We start from the raw sequence: 17,823 nt of genomic DNA, 5'->3' as shown, positions 1-17,823 counted from the left end.
ATCAAGTCTCGTAATGAAAACTTTCTTCGAGTAAAGGATCATTTTTACTCAATAGAGGCGCCTTGGCCAAAGAAGAAAAAACAACAAATAAAAAACCTCCCAAATACAAACAAACGAAGCCAATTTCGATTAAGCCAATTTCTGCAGATTTTCCTATTGTGCCAGGAATCACCAATAAATACACATTCAACCATTGTCCAATCAACACAACAATCGCCATAACCGATAACCACTTTAAATTTCGTTTTGAGTTACGGGTCATTAATCCCAGAAATGGAATCACAAAATTTAAAATAAGTATGGTGAAAAACAGAAAAGCATGATCGTTTAGTCGGGGAGCAAAATAGGCTGTTTCTTCGGGAATATGACTATACCAAATAAGCAGGTACTGTGAAAACCACAAATACATCCAAAAAATACTGAATGCAAAGAGGTATTTTCCCATATCATGAATGTGTTCTTTGTTGATAAAATCCAAATGACCTTTCCATTTTAGTAAACTAATTAGAAGAATAATTGTGGCAATTCCACTTACAAAAAGACCAATAAAAACAAACCATCCGTACAGAGTACTAAACCAATGAGCATCGATAGACATTAACCAATCCCAGCTCATGGTAGAGCTTGAAATGGCAAAGAAAACCATAAATAAAGCAGCTAATAACTTTCCTTTTTTATAGTACTTACTATCGGTTGATAAATCCTGCTGCAGGGAATTTTTACGAAGCAAACGACTCAACCAAATCCAAATAACAAAATAAATTGCCATTCTGATAAAGAAAAATGGAACATTTAAATAGGCAGCTTTGCCTTCCAAAATAGGATCGTGCAATCCCTCATGCGACCAATGATAAATATCGTGCATACCGAAGTACAAAAGAAACATGAGAATGGCTGATATGGGTAAAAATGCAGACATAGCTTCGGGTATCCGTTGCAAAGCTGTATGCCAACCCGAATAGGCTATTTTGTGTAAAGCCTGAAAAACGACTCCAAACAAGGCTATGAATAAGAAGAATAGGTTGTTTATAAGAATATTGGTCCAAAAACGCTGACTATTGGGTGATTCGATAAAATAGCTTACGATTAGGAACAAAATTCCTGCACCACCAATAAAAAAGAGTATTAGTTTGTCTTTTCCCGTAAATGTATAGTTGTTGTCCATCGCAATATGCTTTTTATGGTTTACAATTCTATCTCCTTAATTTGTATATTCTGACCTTCTTCCCTATTCAGAATATCTTTTATTATTTGATCCTGATTCCCAGCTTCATCCAAATCAATAATAATTACAAAGCGATCATCGGTACTTCGTTCATCGTGAATTACATTATTAGCACCGGGTCCGAGTTTCGAACGAATAAAAAATGCAGTTGCCATTCCAAATGCAGCAAACAAAACCGTCAATTCGAAAGTAATTGGTATGAATGCGGGAATTGAAAAATGTGGTTTACCACCAATAAACAAAGGATAATCGACGGTAAATGCCCAGGTCTGAAAACCAAAAGCAACTGCCAATCCTATGGCTCCACAAATAAATGCAACCGTAGGTAAATTCGATCGTTTATATCCCAAAGCGTGATCCAATCCATGAACGGGGAAAGGAGTTAACACATCCTGAATGGACACATCCCGAGCTCTCAAATCTTTGGTAGCACGAAGAAGATTCTCCTCATCTTCAAAATAGGCTGAAATATATCTTCTCATGATTATTCGTTTTTATCCTTATTTGTAAAGTTTTCTCCTGAATTCTTCATCACAGTCTTCACCTCGGCAATCGCAATTACTGGAAAAACACGAATAAATAGTAGAAAACAGGTGAAAAATAAGCCTAAGGTTCCAATAAATATGCCCACCTCGACAATAGTAGGTTGGTACATCGACCAACTAGAAGGCAGATAATCGCGATGCAAAGAGGTAACAATGATTACAAATCGTTCGAACCACATTCCAATGTTTATAAAAATGGACAGAACGAAAGTAAATGCAAGGTTACGCCTTAATTTTTTGAACCATAATAGTTGTGGCGAAATTACATTGCAAGTCATCATAATTGCATAAGCCCACCAATACGGTCCGGTTGCCCGATTTAGAAATGCATATTGTTCGTATTCCACGCCCGAATACCAGGCAATAAACAACTCGGTGATATATGCAATACCAACAATAGAACCCGTTGCGATAATAATCTTGTTCATCGATTCAACATGGCCAACTGTAATATAGCTTTCCAAATTGAGCACTTTCCGAGTAATAATTAGAAGCGTTAGCACCATAGCAAAGCCAGAAAATATGGCTCCAGAAACAAAATAGGGTGGAAATATTGTGGTATGCCAACCTGGAATTACCGATGTTGCAAAATCGGAGCTTACAATACTATGAACCGACAACACAAGTGGAGCAGCTAATCCTGCCAATATCAAACTCATGGTTTCATGTCTACTCCAATGTCTGGCAGACCCTGTCCATCCGAAACTCAAAAATCCGTAAATCGCTTTTTTGAATTTTGATTTCACTTTGTCGCGAATGGTTCCAATATCAGGTATTAAACCAACATACCAAAATAGAAGCGAAACACTAAAATAAGTGCTAATTGCAAATACATCCCACAAAAGTGGTGAATTAAAATTTACCCAAAGACCACGCGTATTTGGATACGGAAACACAAAAAATCCAAGCAATGGTCGCCCCATATGAATTAATGGAAACAATCCGGCACACATTACTGCGAAAAGTGTCATAGCCTCGGCCGATCGGTTGATACTTGTTCTCCATTTCTGACGAAACAGCAACAGAATGGCCGAAATAAATGTACCAGCATGACCAATACCTACCCACCAAACAAAGTTGGTAATTCCCCAACCCCAACCGATGGTTTTATTCAGTCCCCATGTCCCAATTCCCTGCCAAATGGTCCATCCCATCATGGCTAAGCCAAGAAACAATGCTGAAAGTGTAATGGTAATTCCAGCGTACCAAGCCTTTCCTGCCTTCCCTTCGATAGGAGCCGAAATTTCATCAGTAATCTTCTTATACGTTTTTTTTCCCGTGATTAAAGGTTCACGAATTGGCGACACATACATAAGCGTGGTTTTATGAATTGTTCGTTTTTTTATTTCTAATCTTTGTAAGATAGCTTACCGATGGAAGCGTATGAATCTCCTCCAGCAAATGGTAATTCCTCTTACTCAAAGTTTCTTTCGCTATCCGACTGTCTTTATCATTCAAATCGCCGAATATAATTGCGCCCGAAGGACAGGCTTGCTGACATGCAGTTTTTATTTCTCCATCCTTTACCTTTCGCCCCTGAATTTTTGCATTCAATTTTCCTTCCTGAATTCGCTGCACGCACATGGAACATTTTTCAATAACTCCTTTTGCACGAACAGTAACATCTGGATTTAAAACCATTCGCTTTAAATCAATTGTCATCTCCGCAAAATCGTGCAAATTATTTGGAATGGAATCAGCTTTGGTGTAATCGAACCAATTGAAACGACGCACTTTATACGGACAGTTATTTCCGCAGTAACGAGTTCCAATACAACGATTATAGGCCATTTGATTTAAACCTTCGCTGCTATGAGTGGTGGCCGCTACCGGACAAACATTCTCGCAGGGTGCATTATCGCAATGCTGACACATTACTGGCTGAAAGGAAACATCTGGATTAAATTCATTGCCTGAAAAATACCGATCGATACGAATCCAAGACATTTCGTGCGCACGAATCACTTCTTTTTTTCCAACCACTGGCACATTATTTTCTGCCTGACAGGCAATAGAACAGGCACCACAGCCAACACAAGAATTCAAATCGACCACTAATCCCCAATGATGATTCGGAAAATTTGGCTCCTTATAAATACTCGCATTCTCATAGGCATGATGACCTTCATTACCTGCAGACTGATTTTGCAAATATTCTCCTAGTGAAGCTTCACGAACAATTGCTCTTCCCTCCATAGAATGATGAGTTTGAGTCATTGCCAATTCATTCTTCTCCTCGGTTTTACTGATTTCAACACCGACTGAAAAGTCAACACGACAATTATTCTTTAATCGAGATAATTTAGAAACATTAATTCCTACATTCTTACCAACTATACCACATTCGGTTCTGCCATAACCCAACGCAACGGATACTGTATTGTATGCTTGTCCGGGTAAAATATAAACTGGTAATTTCACTCCCGAATTTAATTCTACAACATCACCAGGCTCCAAGTCCATTTCCTCAGCTTGTTTCGGTGATACCGTCAGGTAATTGTCCCAACAAACTTTCGTTACCGGATCAGGAAATTCCTGAATCCAAGGATTATTAGCCATTTTCCCATCGCCCATGGCAACACTTTCATATACCTGAAGTTCTATTCCTGAAGACCTGGGACTTTGTGTAATTTTTTCAATGACATCAGAAAAGTCATCGAACTTAAATTTAGTATCGGAACCCAATCTTATTGGAGCTTCGAAAACTCCTTGTTGCAAACTATTGTTCCAAAAACTGGTAAAATTTGGATAGCTTGTTTGAAGCGGATACAACACCTCTTCCCAATAATTCTTAATGAATTGCAAATAATCCGTTTCCAAGCCCGACCAAGCTAATAAAGAAGATTGAAACTGTCGACTATCAAATAAAGGACGGATTCCAGGTTGCATTAAACTATAACAATTTGTTTTGGGTTCCAGATCGTTCCAACTCTCAATAAAATGATTATCGGGAGCTATGTAAGTAAAACAACTACTCGTTTCACTTGGCGACACATCCAACGACACCGAAAATGGCACTTTCTCTATTGCCTTTCCGAATTCATCCCCTTTGTAGTAATCAAAAACTGGATTTACACCATAAGAAAATAAAGTTTTCACTTTTCCTGCTTTCAGATCCGAAAGCAGTTGCTCCATATCCGAATCAATCGCTTGCCTGGTCAGTATTTGCTGATCAAACCGCAAGCTTGTACCATAATTCTCCAACTCATAATTAATGGCATTAATTAAAATTTGAATATTTACATCGTTTTCTCCTGCAACAACCAACGATTTCCCCCTATTTTTCCAAAGGTTTTTTGCCAAATCACGAATATCATCAGAAGCATCGGAAATAGAATAAGATTTCAGACCTTTCAATTTTAGAATTTCATTGTACAATTGAGCAACAAGTATGGCTTGCTCAGAAGGTTTTATCGGAATGCGATAATCAGCATTACTTCCGGTTAATGACATGCGCGATTCAAACTGAATGTGTCGTGACATAGTCGCTTTTTCAGCTTGTAATTTTCGCCTTTTTGTATACTTACGAATGTGTTCAACTGGCATGAGCCAATTTCCCAGAAAATCGGCATCGAAACTCACAATTAAATCCGCATGATCGAAGCGGTAATCGCAAATTCCTGCTTTCCCGAAACAGATTTCGTTCGCCTTAATTAATGCTGTGGCAGATCGATTATCGTATTGTATCCAATTAACATTGGGAAAAGTTCTTAAGAAAGAATCAATAACTGCCTTTGTGCTTGGACTGTAAATACTAGGCGTAAGTAACACAGCATGCTCATTTGTGGCTTTTAACTGATTTAATTGTTGAATAATACGTTTATCCAGTTCTCCCCACGAGATTTTTTGATCGCCTTTCAACGGATTCTTATAACGATAGGTATCGTATAATCCTAAAATGGAAGCTTGTACTCGTGCACTTGTTCCTCCATTAGTCACTGATGACAAATCGTTACCCTCTATTTTAATTGGACGACCTTCGCGGGTTTTAATTAAAATGCTACAATATTCACTTCCATTTACATAAGATGATGCATAGTAGTTTGCCTTCCCAGGAGTAATTTCTTCGGGTTTGATTAGGTAAGGAATGGCCTTTTGAACAGAATTCTCACAACTAGACAAAACAGTACCAATAGCAAGACTGTATCCGCAAAGCTTTAAAAAATCACGACGGGTCGATTGCATTTTCTCATTCCCATTATCAAATATATCAAGTATTTGTTCCAGATTTCCTTTCTGCATGCTTTGCTTCTCGGGGGAATCTGAACCATTTTTACGTTCTGCAAGACTTTTCCAGTGTTTCTTCATAAATCAAAAGGTTATCAATAGGTACAATAATCGACTTTCACAATTCTAGTAATGGCATCGGGCACATTCCCTTCCTCCAATATCGGTAACTCGAACAGTGTCTCTAGCACCAGTAGCTAATTCTTCATGTAATTTTTTAAATCTCTGAGAATAGTATCCGTTAGCCTGAAAATCAACCGCTGTTTTATCGTGACAATCTAGACACCAGCCCATGGATAAATCTTCCACTTGCTTAACTACATGCATTTCCTCAACCAATCCGTGACATTCCTGACAGTCTCTTTTCCCAACATTGGCATGCTGAGCGTGACTAAAGAAAACATGATCGGGCAACTGATGAATTCGAACCCATTCCACCGAGGTATTATTTTCAATGGCCATAATTATTTTATTGATTTCGAATTTTCCGGAATGAGTTCCTTCCCTTACAATTACATGACAATTCATACACAAATTTACATGAGGAATTCCTGCAGATTTACTTTCATCAACAGTTGTATGACAATACCGACAATCAATTTTATTATCCGTAGCATGAACCTTATGAGAAAATTTTATGGGTTGTGCTGGTTGGTAATTCTGCGTACGACCTAATGCCATAGCGCCATCTGCAAGCATATTTATCTGATATCCAAAGGCAAGAACAAAAATTAATATGGGAATTACCTTGTACTTAATCTTCTTGGTGAAAACTAAATCTATCAAAGCCATTGTTATTAACAACCCCAAAAAAACGAATATTAATATGTTATTCACTTTGGGTTTTGTGGAATAAAGACTGTCTCCCTTTATTTGTGAAATATACGCCTTAATGTATCCTAATTCCTCATCGGTATATGAATACCCAACATGAGATGCTTCCATTTTTTTCCCTAATGGAGTCATCAATACAGACTTGAATTCTGCAATACTCTTATCTGCAAAGGTTTTTGAAATATCGGTAGCGGAAGGATTCCAGTTCAGTGTATCGATATAATCGACATTATGGCAGGAAACACAAGCTGTAGCATCTGTTTTTATTCTGGTGAGACCTTTAAACAGTCGCTCGCCTCTTTTTTCAGCACTTAAAAAATAGTTGAAATGATGGCTGTCGGTTTCAACAATATGGGCACTATCTGTTTCAACAGCAAGAAGCACAGGAGGACAAATAAACAAAAAAAGTATGATCAGGGCATAAAAAAATCCGTAGGGTTTACTCATAGAATTAGGTATTTGATACAGATTAGGGTTATATATAATAGCCAACAATGAAAATACAAATCAAAATACGAAACCTTATTCTCTCACATCCTACAACATTCTATCCATTCAATTTTTTAAGGTAGTTGAGCTCACTTTCTTCGTAACTTCCTCGCTCTCTACCAAATATAATAATTTAAACGAACAAATCATATTCATTCTCATAACGAAATACAAATGGAGGTAAGAATTGCCTGTTGAGGTGTCCAACTGAAGGAAGTAGCTTAAAAAAACTTCCTGAACCAATTATAAGTGTTACAACTGATGAAATAAGGAGTATTTCCCATAATTTCTAGCTTTTAAAAATTAAACACATCCATCAGCTAAAGCTTTTCAGACTTTGTTTGAACAGAACTAGTTACAAGAATGACATAAGCATTGCAATCTGGAATCTCAATAATCAAAGAGATATCATCCTCTTCATCCACTTTACCATACATGCATTTTTTCCTCTATGCGGGAAAGTCAGACTCATTTCATAAGAGAAAATTCCTGTTTGGGACTTTTTTACTATGGTTGAAAGATTTTAAAGTGAATCTGTTGATTGCCCAAACAGGAAGAATTAACTAAATTTAGTTATTGAAAAAAAATCTAGAAATGGTATAAAATTTCAGTCCACACATGCTATCATTCACTTCTACAAAGAAAACCTAATATAGATCTAAGCTTAAAGTTGACGAATTCGCATTGTTTTTCTTGAAGCAGTAAGTAAAAGCAGGAGTAATATTTTGAATTTATACTACTTCCACTTCTACATCTACCAAGGCTAATGTTTCAATAGTAAAACTTGATGGCTGCTCGCTAACTGTACCTGATATGGTAATTTTTAGAGTTTTATTCTTCAATAATGCATCGGCTATTGCATCTAACTGAACCGCCGTAAAATTCACAAAAAGAGATTGATTTTCTGAAACTTCGGTAAACTCAAATTCAAAATTCAAATCAGGAACACTAATGATTAATGTTTGTATTTCTCCTCCTGATAAGCCAGTTATTTCACAGTTTACTGATGTTACATCAACATCTTCGAGCTTATTCAAATAATCTTTAATATCATCTATATCAGATAGGTTAAGGTTAATTGTTTCGGAAAATGCATAAGCTTCATCGGCTTTTATGCTAACAGCTTCGGCCGTATTTACAGTTATTACAGTTTCCTTTGACAATTCGATGTCGTAAAATTCTTTCGTTTTCAGATCATTTACTTTATCACAAGATGTGAATCCAGTTACAATCGCGAATAAAATTAGTAGTGTCTTTTTCATAATTTTGTTTTTTTAAGTTTTTTGCAATACAGACCATCCATACTACACATTCTCTCACCCTACCATAAACACCTACCAAAAAGCCACCTAACATATTAACTCACTTCTATTATATGGCTTAGTTAATCGAATTACACGATCCGATTTTTCCATTTTTCCGTCCACGAGTATTAATGCATCTATAGATTTTTTTTAAAAATTTAAATCATGAAAGCGAACCTTTTGATCATTCACCTTCACTCCTACACCAGTAAACAGAAGCATTGTAAAAAAAGAAACTTAAAATAATTTTTAATCATATCACCAAGTCTAAATTGAATCGAAAACGATCGAATTTGGATTAACATAAATAAAGCAGTGTCACAATAGGTTGTTTTTGCCTCCACAAAGAGATAAGTCTCTGAATTATTGAATTTAATACATTTTTAATGGACCTGCAAATTTATATTTGACTGAACAGTATAATATTTCTTAAACTAATTTCACAAGCTAACATCTTTACACCGCAAATAATTAAATCAGATTAACTATGTGTCAATATTTTAGAGTAAAAAATGTATTCAGATTGTAAGAACAATTGCTTTTAGAATTTTGTAAGTACCTATAATTTAGAGGCCACTCTCCTCTTCAAAAATCACCTTAGATTGGAATTTTTATTTGTATCTTTACCGTCCTTTACCAATACATTTACCGCCTTTTATTTTTCGAGGCTAAAGGATTTTGAGATGGATTTTGACAACATTAAAAAGAAACTAGACCAATACAAATCAGAGGGAAAAAGAATGTTCACTTCTTCCTCCTTCCAATCGCACAGTTTAGTTCTTCTGCATATTATTAGCCGAATTGACAATACGATTCCTGTTTATTTTATCAATACTGGATTTTTATTTCCTGAAACCATTCAGTTTAAAGATCAAATTGCTGAAGAATTTGGATTAAATATCGTTGATGCCAAATCATCGGTTCCAAAAGCACAACAAAAAGATGCGAAAGGAAATTTTCTATTCACATCTGATCCTGATTACTGTTGTTTTCTAAACAAAGTTCAACCTTTGGATAGCGTTTTGGCCGATCATGATGTGTGGATCAATGGTGTTAGAGCCGATCAATCGGCAGTGCGCAAAGCCATGCAAATAGAACAGGCAGCTCCTCACGATGTAATTCGTTTTCATCCCATGCTGGATTGGAGTAAGCCCGAAATATATCGATACATTAAGGAACACAATCTTCCTCGTCATCCGCTGGAAGCGAAAGGCTACGATAGCATTGGCTGTGAGCCTTGTACCCGTAAAATGGTTTTAGGTGACGACCGCTCGGCCCGATGGTTTGGAATGAAAAAAACAGAATGTGGATTAAATACCGATTTGGTAGTTAACAAAAACAATAAATAAATTTAGTTTACGACTCGTAATTACACAAAAACAGATCCAATGAGAGTATTAATTACTGGTGGTGCTGGATACCTTGGCACCGAATTATGCATAAAACTGAATCAGAATCCGGAAGTGAAAGAAATTATCGTTTTGGATAATTTGCAACAGGCCAATTTTAATCTGTTTTTACATTCACAAATAAAACCTGGAAAACTACGATTTGTGAAGGGAGAACTTTTGGATTCCAGAACTCTCGATAAAATCATGAAAAATATTGATGTGGTTTATCATTTAGCTGCTGAGAATACAGACAATGATAAGCTTCATCATCTGCACGAACAAGTGAACAATTGGGGAACTGCCGAATTGGTTTACGCCATTGAGGAGAGCAATGTAAAACAACTAATATATGTTAGTTCAACCGCTGTTTATGGTTATTCCGATGAAGAATTTAATGAAAATTCAATTCCAGAACCAACAACATCCTTGGGCAGTTCTAAGTTACGTGGCGAACAGCATGTAGAACGAATGATGTCGAAAATGAATACACAAATTATTCGTTTGGGAAATGTTTTTGGCTATGGTGTAAGCATGAACATGAAAGAAATTCTGAATAGCCTTCTTTTCGATTCTCATTTTGTAGGTAGAATTTCTATCCACGGAAGTGGTAATCAGCATCGTTCCTTTGTATCATTAGACAAGACAATTACCATTTTGGCTAATTTATTGGGTGAAAAATTGGAATCTGGCATTTACAATTTGGTGGAACACAACAAGTCGATTATGGATGTGGTGGAAGTTATGCAAGGACAAAATCCAGACATGGAAATGATTTTTACCAACCAACATTTAGACTTGCCTCAACAGTTTGTAAAATCCGATGAGCGAATTATGAACTTGTATGATGGGGAAAAATTAAGTTTTGAAGAAGAACTTCAAATCCTAAAAAAACATTTTGAGACTTCAAGTCTGTAAAAAATAAATTGGCAATTGGCCAAATAGAAAAAGCGTGATTCAAAAAATGAATCACGCTTTTTTTGTGCGAATACAATCTTATTGCTGCTGGTAATATCACAACTAACAGCAAAATGAAAGCTATATTTTTTCTGTCAACTTTTTCACGAATCGATACTTATTAAAAAATTCTTTAGCAATTACACGCAAAATGGTGTAAGCGGGTATAGCTAACATCATACCCAAAATTCCAGCCATACTACCTGCCATGATAATTACAATGAAAATTTCGAGCGGATGAGCATTTACACTGTTCGAGTAAATTAAAGGCTGAAACAAAATGTTATCGATAATTTGAACGGTGGCAAAAACAATAGCCATATATCCTAACAAAGGAATAATTCCTGTGTAAAAATCAGCATCCAGATTAGTGGCAATACCTATCATCATTCCAAAACACGCACCTATAATTGGTCCTATGTAGGGAATCACATTCATAATTCCGGCAAATAACCCAATAACAACAGCTGTGCTAAAAGGCAAACCAACAATGGTTAAGCCAATGGTGACCATAAATCCAACCAATATTACCTCAAAAAACAAACCTACAAAATAACGCATCAGTAAATTCTTAATGGAATCCAATACATGTCGAACACCTTCTTCGTTTCGTGCTGGCACCAATAAAACAACTCCTTCGGTAAACAAACTACTGTCTTTCAAAAAAAAGAAGGTTATGAATGAAATGGAAAATAGGGCGATAAAAACATTCCCCAAAGTACCCACCAATGAACCAAAAACATCCGAAACATCCGAAACTTTCACAATGGACGATATATTTTTAACCAATACAGCTTTCAAGTTAAATGCCTCTCCTCCAATCGAATATTGTACAATAAATGCTTCAAGTTTCTGCATAGGTTCTTCAAGACTTTGTGCAGCTGCATTTACATCGATATTGGATAAATCTTGAGCCTGAGCAGCGATCATCGGAATAAAAGTTCGAAAGAACATAATCATAATTAGCCACAGGAGAATTAAGGTTAATCCTGCAGATAGAACGGAAGGAAACTGCCATTTTTTGATCTTTAACCCATTCAAAAAATCAACAACAGGACGTCCTATAAAAGACAAAACTACTGAAATTAAAACATAGGTTACAATATTGCTGAAATACCAAAACAGTAGCGCTAGCAAAATAAATCCGAGAGCTACAATATAATATTTTCCTTTTCCATCCATAGGTAATTGATCGTTTTTGTATTTTGTTAGAACAGTTTAAAAGTAAGAAATTTTATGGTATCAGGAAGCCTAAACAAAAAAAGGCTTTCTTGCGAAAGCCCTTTCATAATTAAATGATAATTATATTTTTATCGGATGATCAACCTTTTGTTTCATCAGAGCAATATCCAGTACTTCCATTATTTCATCTACAAAATGGAACTTTAAGCCTTTCAAATAAACATCCTTGATCTCTTCGATATCTTTTTGATTCTGGTTACAAAGAATAATCTCTTTGATTCCTGCTCGTTTGGCAGCAAGAATTTTCTCCTTGATTCCACCTACTGGCAATACTTTTCCTCTAAGAGTAATTTCACCTGTCATAGCCAGATTTTTCTTCACTTTTCGTTGTGTAAAAATAGAAGCCATAGCCGTAACCATGGTCACACCAGCCGAAGGACCGTCTTTAGGAATTGCACCTTCGGGAACGTGAACATGTAGGTTCCATTCATCAAAAGTTTCCTTTTTAATATTTAATTTATCACAGTGAGCTCTTAAATATTCTTGAGCCAACAAAGCCGACTCTTTCATCACATCACCCAAGTTACCTGTAAGGGTTAATTTTCCCTTGCCCTGAGATAAACTCGATTCGATGAATAAGATTTCACCGCCAACTGAAGTCCAAGCCAGACCCGTTACCACACCGGCATATTCGTTTCCTTGGTATTTATCGCGGTTAAAAATTGGTGCACCCAATAAGTCTTTCAGATCTTCTACCTTCACTTGAATGTCATAGGAGTCTTCCATAGCAACTTTACGAGCAATTCGTCGCATCACTTTTGCTATGCGCTGATCCAAAGCTCTCACTCCAGATTCCCGAGTATATTTATCGATAATTTCACCAATTACCTCCTTGGAAATCTTCACGTCTTTTGATGTGATCCCATGATTTTCCATTTGCCTAGGAATCAAATGACTTTTAGCAATCTCTACTTTTTCTTCCTGAATGTAACCACTTACATCAATCATTTCCATACGATCGCGAAGAGGTGCCGAAATGGCTCCTATATTATTGGCTGTAGCTACAAACATAACATTTGACAAGTCGTAATCTACATCCAAAAAGTTATCGTGAAAAGCATTATTTTGTTCGGGATCGAGTACCTCTAGCAAAGCAGAAGATGGATCTCCGCGAAAATCATTACTTACCTTATCAATTTCATCCAAAATAAAAACAGGATTCGCTGATCCAGCTTTTTTCATTCCCTGGATAATTCGTCCAGGCATAGCTCCAATGTATGTTTTTCGGTGACCACGAATTTCCGATTCATCGTGCAAGCCACCCAAAGACATTCTGACATATTTACGATCCAAAGCTCGAGCTATCGATTTTCCCAAAGATGTTTTACCAACACCCGGGGGGCCATACAAGCATAAAATAGGGGATTTTAAATCTCCTTTTAATTTTAAGACCGCCAAATGCTCAATGATTCTGTCTTTAACGATTTCCAAACCAAAATGATCCTGATCGAGAACTTTTTGAGCTCTTTTTAAATCGAAATTGTCCGTAGTGTATTCATTCCAAGGTAAATCGAGCAATTCTTCGAGATAGTTTAACTGCACCGAATATTCTGCCGAGGCTGGATTTAAACGCTGAAGTTTGCCTAATTCTTTCTCAAAAACAACTGCAACCTCTTCGTTCCAATCTTTTGATTTGGCTCTTTCTTCTAAATCAATAACATCCTGATCGTTTTGTCCACCACCAAGTTCATCCTGAATGGTTTTCATTTGCTGATGCAACAAATATTCTCTCTGCTGCTGATCCATATCCGTTTTCACCTTGGTTTGGATATCATCCTTCAGTTCTAAAACCTGAACTTCACGCACCAACAATTCAAGCAATTTCATGGCTCTACTTCCAATTTCATCAATTTGAAGCAATTTTTGTTTTTGATTGTGCTTTATCTCCGAATTACTTGATATAAAATTAATTAGAAAAGAGGACCCTTCGATGTTTTTAATGGCAAAACTGGCTTCGTTTGGAATCTGTGGCGACAATTTAATCACCTTAACAGCCATATCCTTAACCGATGAAACAAGCGCTTTAAATTCATTATCTTCTACCTCTGGACGGATGTCTTTCAGAGTTTTTACCTTTCCAATATGATAAGGTTCTTCAGATATGATTTCCTCTAGTTCAAATCGCTTTTTCCCTTGTAATATTACGGTTGTTGAACCATCTGGCATTTCTAAAATCTTGATAATCTGAGCAACAGTACCAATTTTATAAATATCGTCAAAATGAGGCTCTTCCACACTCAAATCAATTTGAGTGGCTGCTCCCAACATTCCTTTTTTAGCATAAACCTCGCGAACTAATTTCAAAGATTTTTCTCTTCCTACCGAGATTGGAATCACTACCCCAGGAAATAAAACCGTATTCCGAAGAGGAAGAATTGGCAAACTGTCAGGAACCTGCAGTTCATCCAAGGCATTTTCATCCTCATCAGTTATAATTGGAATAAAATCTGAATCTTCGTCCATCATATTCGACAATGCAATATCACTTATATTAATTTCAATCTTTCTACTCATTACTTTGATTGTCATGTTCTTTACTCTGTATAAAGGAAATAAACATTCATCGTTTCTGTAAATGACAAAATGTCTGTTCCTCCCCAAATTAATGGGTCAGTACATACTTGGCAATAGCTATGCCAAAATAAAAAAATATGAGTTCTATCCCTAAAAAGAAAGAACTCACAACTTTTAATTTACAACTAATTTATTAAAAAGATTTTCTATACTCTTCGGTCATTTCAAACACATGTGCTAAAATATCTCTTTCGGTATCATTGCATTCTAATCCTCTACGTTGCATTACTAAGCTTACCACCTCAAAACAAGCTTTTAGGCGATACTCTTTAAAACCATGATTTCCTCCCATGGCAAAAGAGGGAATAAAATTCCGAGGAAAGCCAGCTCCAAAAATATTAGCGCTCACACCAATTACGGTTCCGGTATTCAACATGGTATTGATACCACATTTAGAATGATCTCCCATAATGGTACCGCAAAATTGCAAACCTGTATTCTCAAAATGTTTACTCGAGTAGCTCCATAATTTTACTTCCGAATAATTATTCTTCAGATTGGAATTATTCGTGTCTGCCCCAATATTACACCACTCGCCCAATACCGCATTCCCCAAAAAACCATCGTGGGCTTTACTCGAATAGCCAAATAATACAACATTATTTAGTTCTCCACCACATTTGCAATACGGTCCCAGAGTAGTTGCTCCATAAACCTTAGCTCCCATTTTTAATTGAGCATGCTCACACATTGCCAATGGACCCCGAACTAAAGATCCTTCCATTATAATGGCATCTTTTCCAATATAAATAGGTCCATCTGTGGCATTTAGCGTAGCAAATTCTACTTTTGCTCCTTCCTCAAGAAAAACATTTTCTTTCCCCAAAACATTTACACTACCACTAATTTCTTGTGATTTTCTTCCCTTTGTCAGCAAATTAAAATCAGTTCGTATCGCCTGATCGTTTAATTTAAAGATATCGTAGGGCTTTACGACTCTTATAAAATCAAAACCGAACACAATTTCCTTTTTCTCAAGAATTCCTTTCTCATTAACAAGTTTTAGGTCTTCAGCATTCAAATAGGCTGCAAGAACAAGTCCATCTTTGCTTAAATATTCTCCTTCATTCAAATTCGAAATTGCATTTCTCAACTCCACACTAGGGAGTACGGAAGCATTAATCAGCATATTTTTATCATACAAAACCAGCGGATATTTGTGCGATAAATAATCCTTAGTTAAATAGCTACAAGTTGCAGTAAGGTATTTTTCCCACTTTTCGCGAATAGTTAAAATACCAACCCGAATTTCGCAAACTGGACGAGTAAATGTGAGTGGACGAAGATCGTTCCATACCACATCATCAAAAAGAATATAATTCATTGAAGTAGTGTTTTAGTTCAGAAGTAGTGTATATATTCTCAAAAATAAAAAAAAGCCTCGAATAATCGAGGCTTTTTCTTTGTATCGTAGACTTAGTAATCTTACTTTTTAAGGTCGTCCATGTGTTTTTTGTAACGGTTCATAAACTTATCAACACGTCCAGCAGTATCTACTAATGTCATCTTACCAGTATAAAAAGGGTGAGATGTATTAGAGATCTCTAGCTTTACTACAGGGTATTCAACACCTTCGAACTCAATTGTTTCTTTCGTGTTTGCAGTTGACTTAGCAATAAAAACAGTATCGTTTGACATGTCTTTAAAAGCTACAAGTCGGTAATTTTCCGGATGTATTCCTTGTTTCATTTTATTATCCTTTAGTTTCTTATAATCTACTTCCAATAGGCTGCAAAGGTAGATATTGTAATTTGTTTTGCAAAAAAATAAATAAATTATTCGACACTTTCCTTTGCATTTTTTTTCTTTCCCTTACTCCCTCTGTTTTCCAGAGGGATAATCGGAGTTCGCTTAAAGGGTTTATTCGGATCAAAAAGCAGTCGATAGGTATAATGAGTCTTCTTTTTAACTCCTCCAACCGACTCATAAATGGAAACCATTTTCGGATTAAAATCGCCAACCCATGAAAGTTCCACCTCTTTATAGTGAGGTTTACGTTTCATCACTTTATCCATATGCCAAAAAATAGCCGACTCAACACCGAACCTCTGATATTTAGGCACTACCCCCATAACTGTTATTCGGGCACGCGTAATTGTTTTCTTTTTTAGGTAGTAGAAAAATTTCAATTTGTGGAACAAATTGAATTTCCCATCCATTTTTATCAAAATCTGATTGATATCTGGCATCATCACAAAAAATGCAATAGGTTTACCTTCGTGATAAGCAAACCAGATAAATTCCTCCTCAACTACGCCTTTTCCTTCTTGAGCCATTTTACGAATGTCCGCAGGATCAATTGGTGAAAAATTATCGTGAAATTTCCAGGCCTCATTATAAATAGAAATCAGATCTTGAATGTACTTCTCAGAATTAGCATAAGTAAAATGCTCAAAAGTAAATCCTGGTTTTTTTGCAATCCATTCGGCAATCTTCCAAAACCGTTCAGGAAATGCTTTGGTAAGGTCTAAATGATAGCTGTATTGCTCAAAAAATATCAGAAATCCATAATCCTCAAAAAATGATTGGTAATATTTCTTATTGTAAGGCATCCCATAACCTTGCGGTAAAAAGCCATCGACTAATAGTCCCCAATAATTATCATTTTCACCAAAATTTACGGGCCCATCCATGGCTTCCATACCACGCGCTTGCAACCATTCTTTCGCTGTATCGAACAAAAGGAAAGCTGCCTTTTTGTCATTTAAACATTCAAAAAATCCACAACCACCAGTAGGCTGATCAAAAGAATAAGCTTTATTTGTATTGATAAAAGCGGCAATTCGTCCAATTACTGTTCCTTCATCATTATGAAGTACCCAACGACACGCCTCGCCATGTTTAAAAAATGAATTTTCATTAGGATCAAATATCCCCTCAATCTCAACATCTAATGGACATGCATAATTTGAATCATTCTTATAAATGCTTCGGGCAATATCTAAAAACTCTTTTCGATGCTTTTGACTATTAACTTCAACTATCCTCACTCGATTCGTTTATTTAAGTTCTCTAAAATCGCAAAATTTTATGCAAAA

Annotated in this window: 13 protein-coding genes; 2 read left to right on the top strand and 11 right to left on the bottom strand. The window is 36.2% G+C overall.

What is annotated here, in order from left to right:
* Position 1: 1 nt before the first annotated feature.
* The 6 genes from ABYT26_RS07950 to ABYT26_RS07925 all read right to left on the bottom strand — a co-directional run bounded on the left by ABYT26_RS07950 (position 2) and on the right by ABYT26_RS07925 (position 8,582).
* Positions 2-1,165: a quinol:cytochrome C oxidoreductase gene (locus tag ABYT26_RS07950; protein WP_372752640.1), complete on the bottom strand. Its 1,164-nt coding sequence runs from the start codon at positions 1,163-1,165 to the stop codon at positions 2-4.
* Between the two features lie 20 nt (positions 1,166-1,185).
* Complete coding sequence (locus ABYT26_RS07945) at positions 1,186-1,707, bottom strand: DUF3341 domain-containing protein (protein WP_372752638.1); 522 nt, start codon at positions 1,705-1,707, stop codon at positions 1,186-1,188.
* Positions 1,708-1,709: 2 nt separating this feature from the next.
* Positions 1,710-3,083 carry an NrfD/PsrC family molybdoenzyme membrane anchor subunit gene (gene nrfD, locus ABYT26_RS07940; protein ID WP_372752636.1) on the bottom strand — a complete coding sequence of 458 codons (1,374 nt, stop codon included), beginning with the start codon at positions 3,081-3,083 and terminating at the stop codon, positions 1,710-1,712.
* A gap of 10 nt (positions 3,084-3,093) precedes the next feature.
* Positions 3,094-6,078 carry a Fe-S-cluster-containing hydrogenase gene (locus ABYT26_RS07935; RefSeq protein ID WP_372752634.1) on the bottom strand — a complete coding sequence of 995 codons (2,985 nt, stop codon included), beginning with the start codon at positions 6,076-6,078 and terminating at the stop codon, positions 3,094-3,096.
* A gap of 45 nt (positions 6,079-6,123) precedes the next feature.
* Positions 6,124-7,278: a cytochrome c3 family protein gene (locus tag ABYT26_RS07930; RefSeq protein ID WP_372752632.1), complete on the bottom strand. Its 1,155-nt coding sequence runs from the start codon at positions 7,276-7,278 to the stop codon at positions 6,124-6,126.
* Positions 7,279-8,051: 773 nt separating this feature from the next.
* Complete coding sequence (locus tag ABYT26_RS07925; protein ID WP_372752630.1) at positions 8,052-8,582, bottom strand: hypothetical protein; 531 nt, start codon at positions 8,580-8,582, stop codon at positions 8,052-8,054.
* A gap of 644 nt (positions 8,583-9,226) precedes the next feature.
* Between ABYT26_RS07925 and ABYT26_RS07920 the strand changes: the two genes are divergently transcribed.
* Both ABYT26_RS07920 and ABYT26_RS07915 read left to right on the top strand, forming a co-directional pair.
* Complete coding sequence (locus tag ABYT26_RS07920; RefSeq protein WP_372752628.1) at positions 9,227-9,973, top strand: phosphoadenylyl-sulfate reductase; 747 nt, start codon at positions 9,227-9,229, stop codon at positions 9,971-9,973.
* Between the two features lie 39 nt (positions 9,974-10,012).
* Positions 10,013-10,930 (top strand): NAD-dependent epimerase/dehydratase family protein, encoded by a 918-nt coding sequence (locus tag ABYT26_RS07915; protein ID WP_372752626.1) that lies wholly within the window; start codon positions 10,013-10,015, stop codon positions 10,928-10,930.
* Between the two features lie 120 nt (positions 10,931-11,050).
* On the opposite strand, the gene ABYT26_RS07910 is transcribed toward ABYT26_RS07915, so the two are convergent.
* The 5 genes from ABYT26_RS07910 to ABYT26_RS07890 all read right to left on the bottom strand — a co-directional run bounded on the left by ABYT26_RS07910 (position 11,051) and on the right by ABYT26_RS07890 (position 17,775).
* Complete coding sequence (locus ABYT26_RS07910; RefSeq protein WP_372752624.1) at positions 11,051-12,151, bottom strand: AI-2E family transporter; 1,101 nt, start codon at positions 12,149-12,151, stop codon at positions 11,051-11,053.
* Positions 12,152-12,271: 120 nt separating this feature from the next.
* Positions 12,272-14,725, bottom strand: coding sequence for an endopeptidase La (gene lon / locus ABYT26_RS07905; RefSeq protein WP_372752622.1), 2,454 nt, complete (start codon positions 14,723-14,725; stop codon positions 12,272-12,274).
* A 193-nt stretch (positions 14,726-14,918) separates the two neighbouring features.
* Entirely contained in the window at positions 14,919-16,109 is a 1,191-nt protein-coding gene (locus ABYT26_RS07900; protein ID WP_372752620.1) for a GlmU family protein, read from the bottom strand.
* A 101-nt stretch (positions 16,110-16,210) separates the two neighbouring features.
* A complete protein-coding gene (locus ABYT26_RS07895) occupies positions 16,211-16,474 on the bottom strand; it encodes a type B 50S ribosomal protein L31 (protein WP_372752618.1) in 264 nt (87 codons plus the stop codon).
* 86 nt (positions 16,475-16,560) lie between these two features.
* Positions 16,561-17,775, bottom strand: a complete 1,215-nt coding sequence (locus tag ABYT26_RS07890) for a GNAT family N-acetyltransferase (RefSeq protein WP_372752616.1) — start codon at positions 17,773-17,775, stop codon at positions 16,561-16,563.
* Positions 17,776-17,823: the final 48 nt, after the last annotated feature.

It is taken from the genome of Labilibaculum sp. (assembly GCF_041595635.1).
In the GTDB taxonomy this organism is placed as follows: Bacteria; Bacteroidota; Bacteroidia; order Bacteroidales; family Marinifilaceae; genus Labilibaculum.
This window is presented reverse-complemented; position numbering and strand designations above follow the sequence as displayed.

Bases quoted from the DNA above. Each gene is read 5' to 3' on its own strand.
- ABYT26_RS07935 (WP_372752634.1), bottom strand. From the start codon at position 6,078: ATGAAGAAACACTGGAAAAGTCTTGCAGAACGTAAAAATGGTTCAGAT.
- ABYT26_RS07895 (WP_372752618.1), bottom strand. From the start codon at position 16,474: ATGAAACAAGGAATACATCCGGAAAATTACCGACTTGTAGCTTTTAAA.
- ABYT26_RS07925 (WP_372752630.1), bottom strand. From the start codon at position 8,582: ATGAAAAAGACACTACTAATTTTATTCGCGATTGTAACTGGATTCACA.
- lon (WP_372752622.1), bottom strand. From the start codon at position 14,725: ATGAGTAGAAAGATTGAAATTAATATAAGTGATATTGCATTGTCGAAT.
- ABYT26_RS07900 (WP_372752620.1), bottom strand. From the start codon at position 16,109: ATGAATTATATTCTTTTTGATGATGTGGTATGGAACGATCTTCGTCCA.
- ABYT26_RS07945 (WP_372752638.1), bottom strand. From the start codon at position 1,707: ATGAGAAGATATATTTCAGCCTATTTTGAAGATGAGGAGAATCTTCTT.
- ABYT26_RS07930 (WP_372752632.1), bottom strand. From the start codon at position 7,278: ATGAGTAAACCCTACGGATTTTTTTATGCCCTGATCATACTTTTTTTG.
- nrfD (WP_372752636.1), bottom strand. From the start codon at position 3,083: ATGTATGTGTCGCCAATTCGTGAACCTTTAATCACGGGAAAAAAAACG.
- ABYT26_RS07950 (WP_372752640.1), bottom strand. From the start codon at position 1,165: ATGGACAACAACTATACATTTACGGGAAAAGACAAACTAATACTCTTT.
- ABYT26_RS07915 (WP_372752626.1), top strand. From the start codon at position 10,013: ATGAGAGTATTAATTACTGGTGGTGCTGGATACCTTGGCACCGAATTA.
- ABYT26_RS07910 (WP_372752624.1), bottom strand. From the start codon at position 12,151: ATGGATGGAAAAGGAAAATATTATATTGTAGCTCTCGGATTTATTTTG.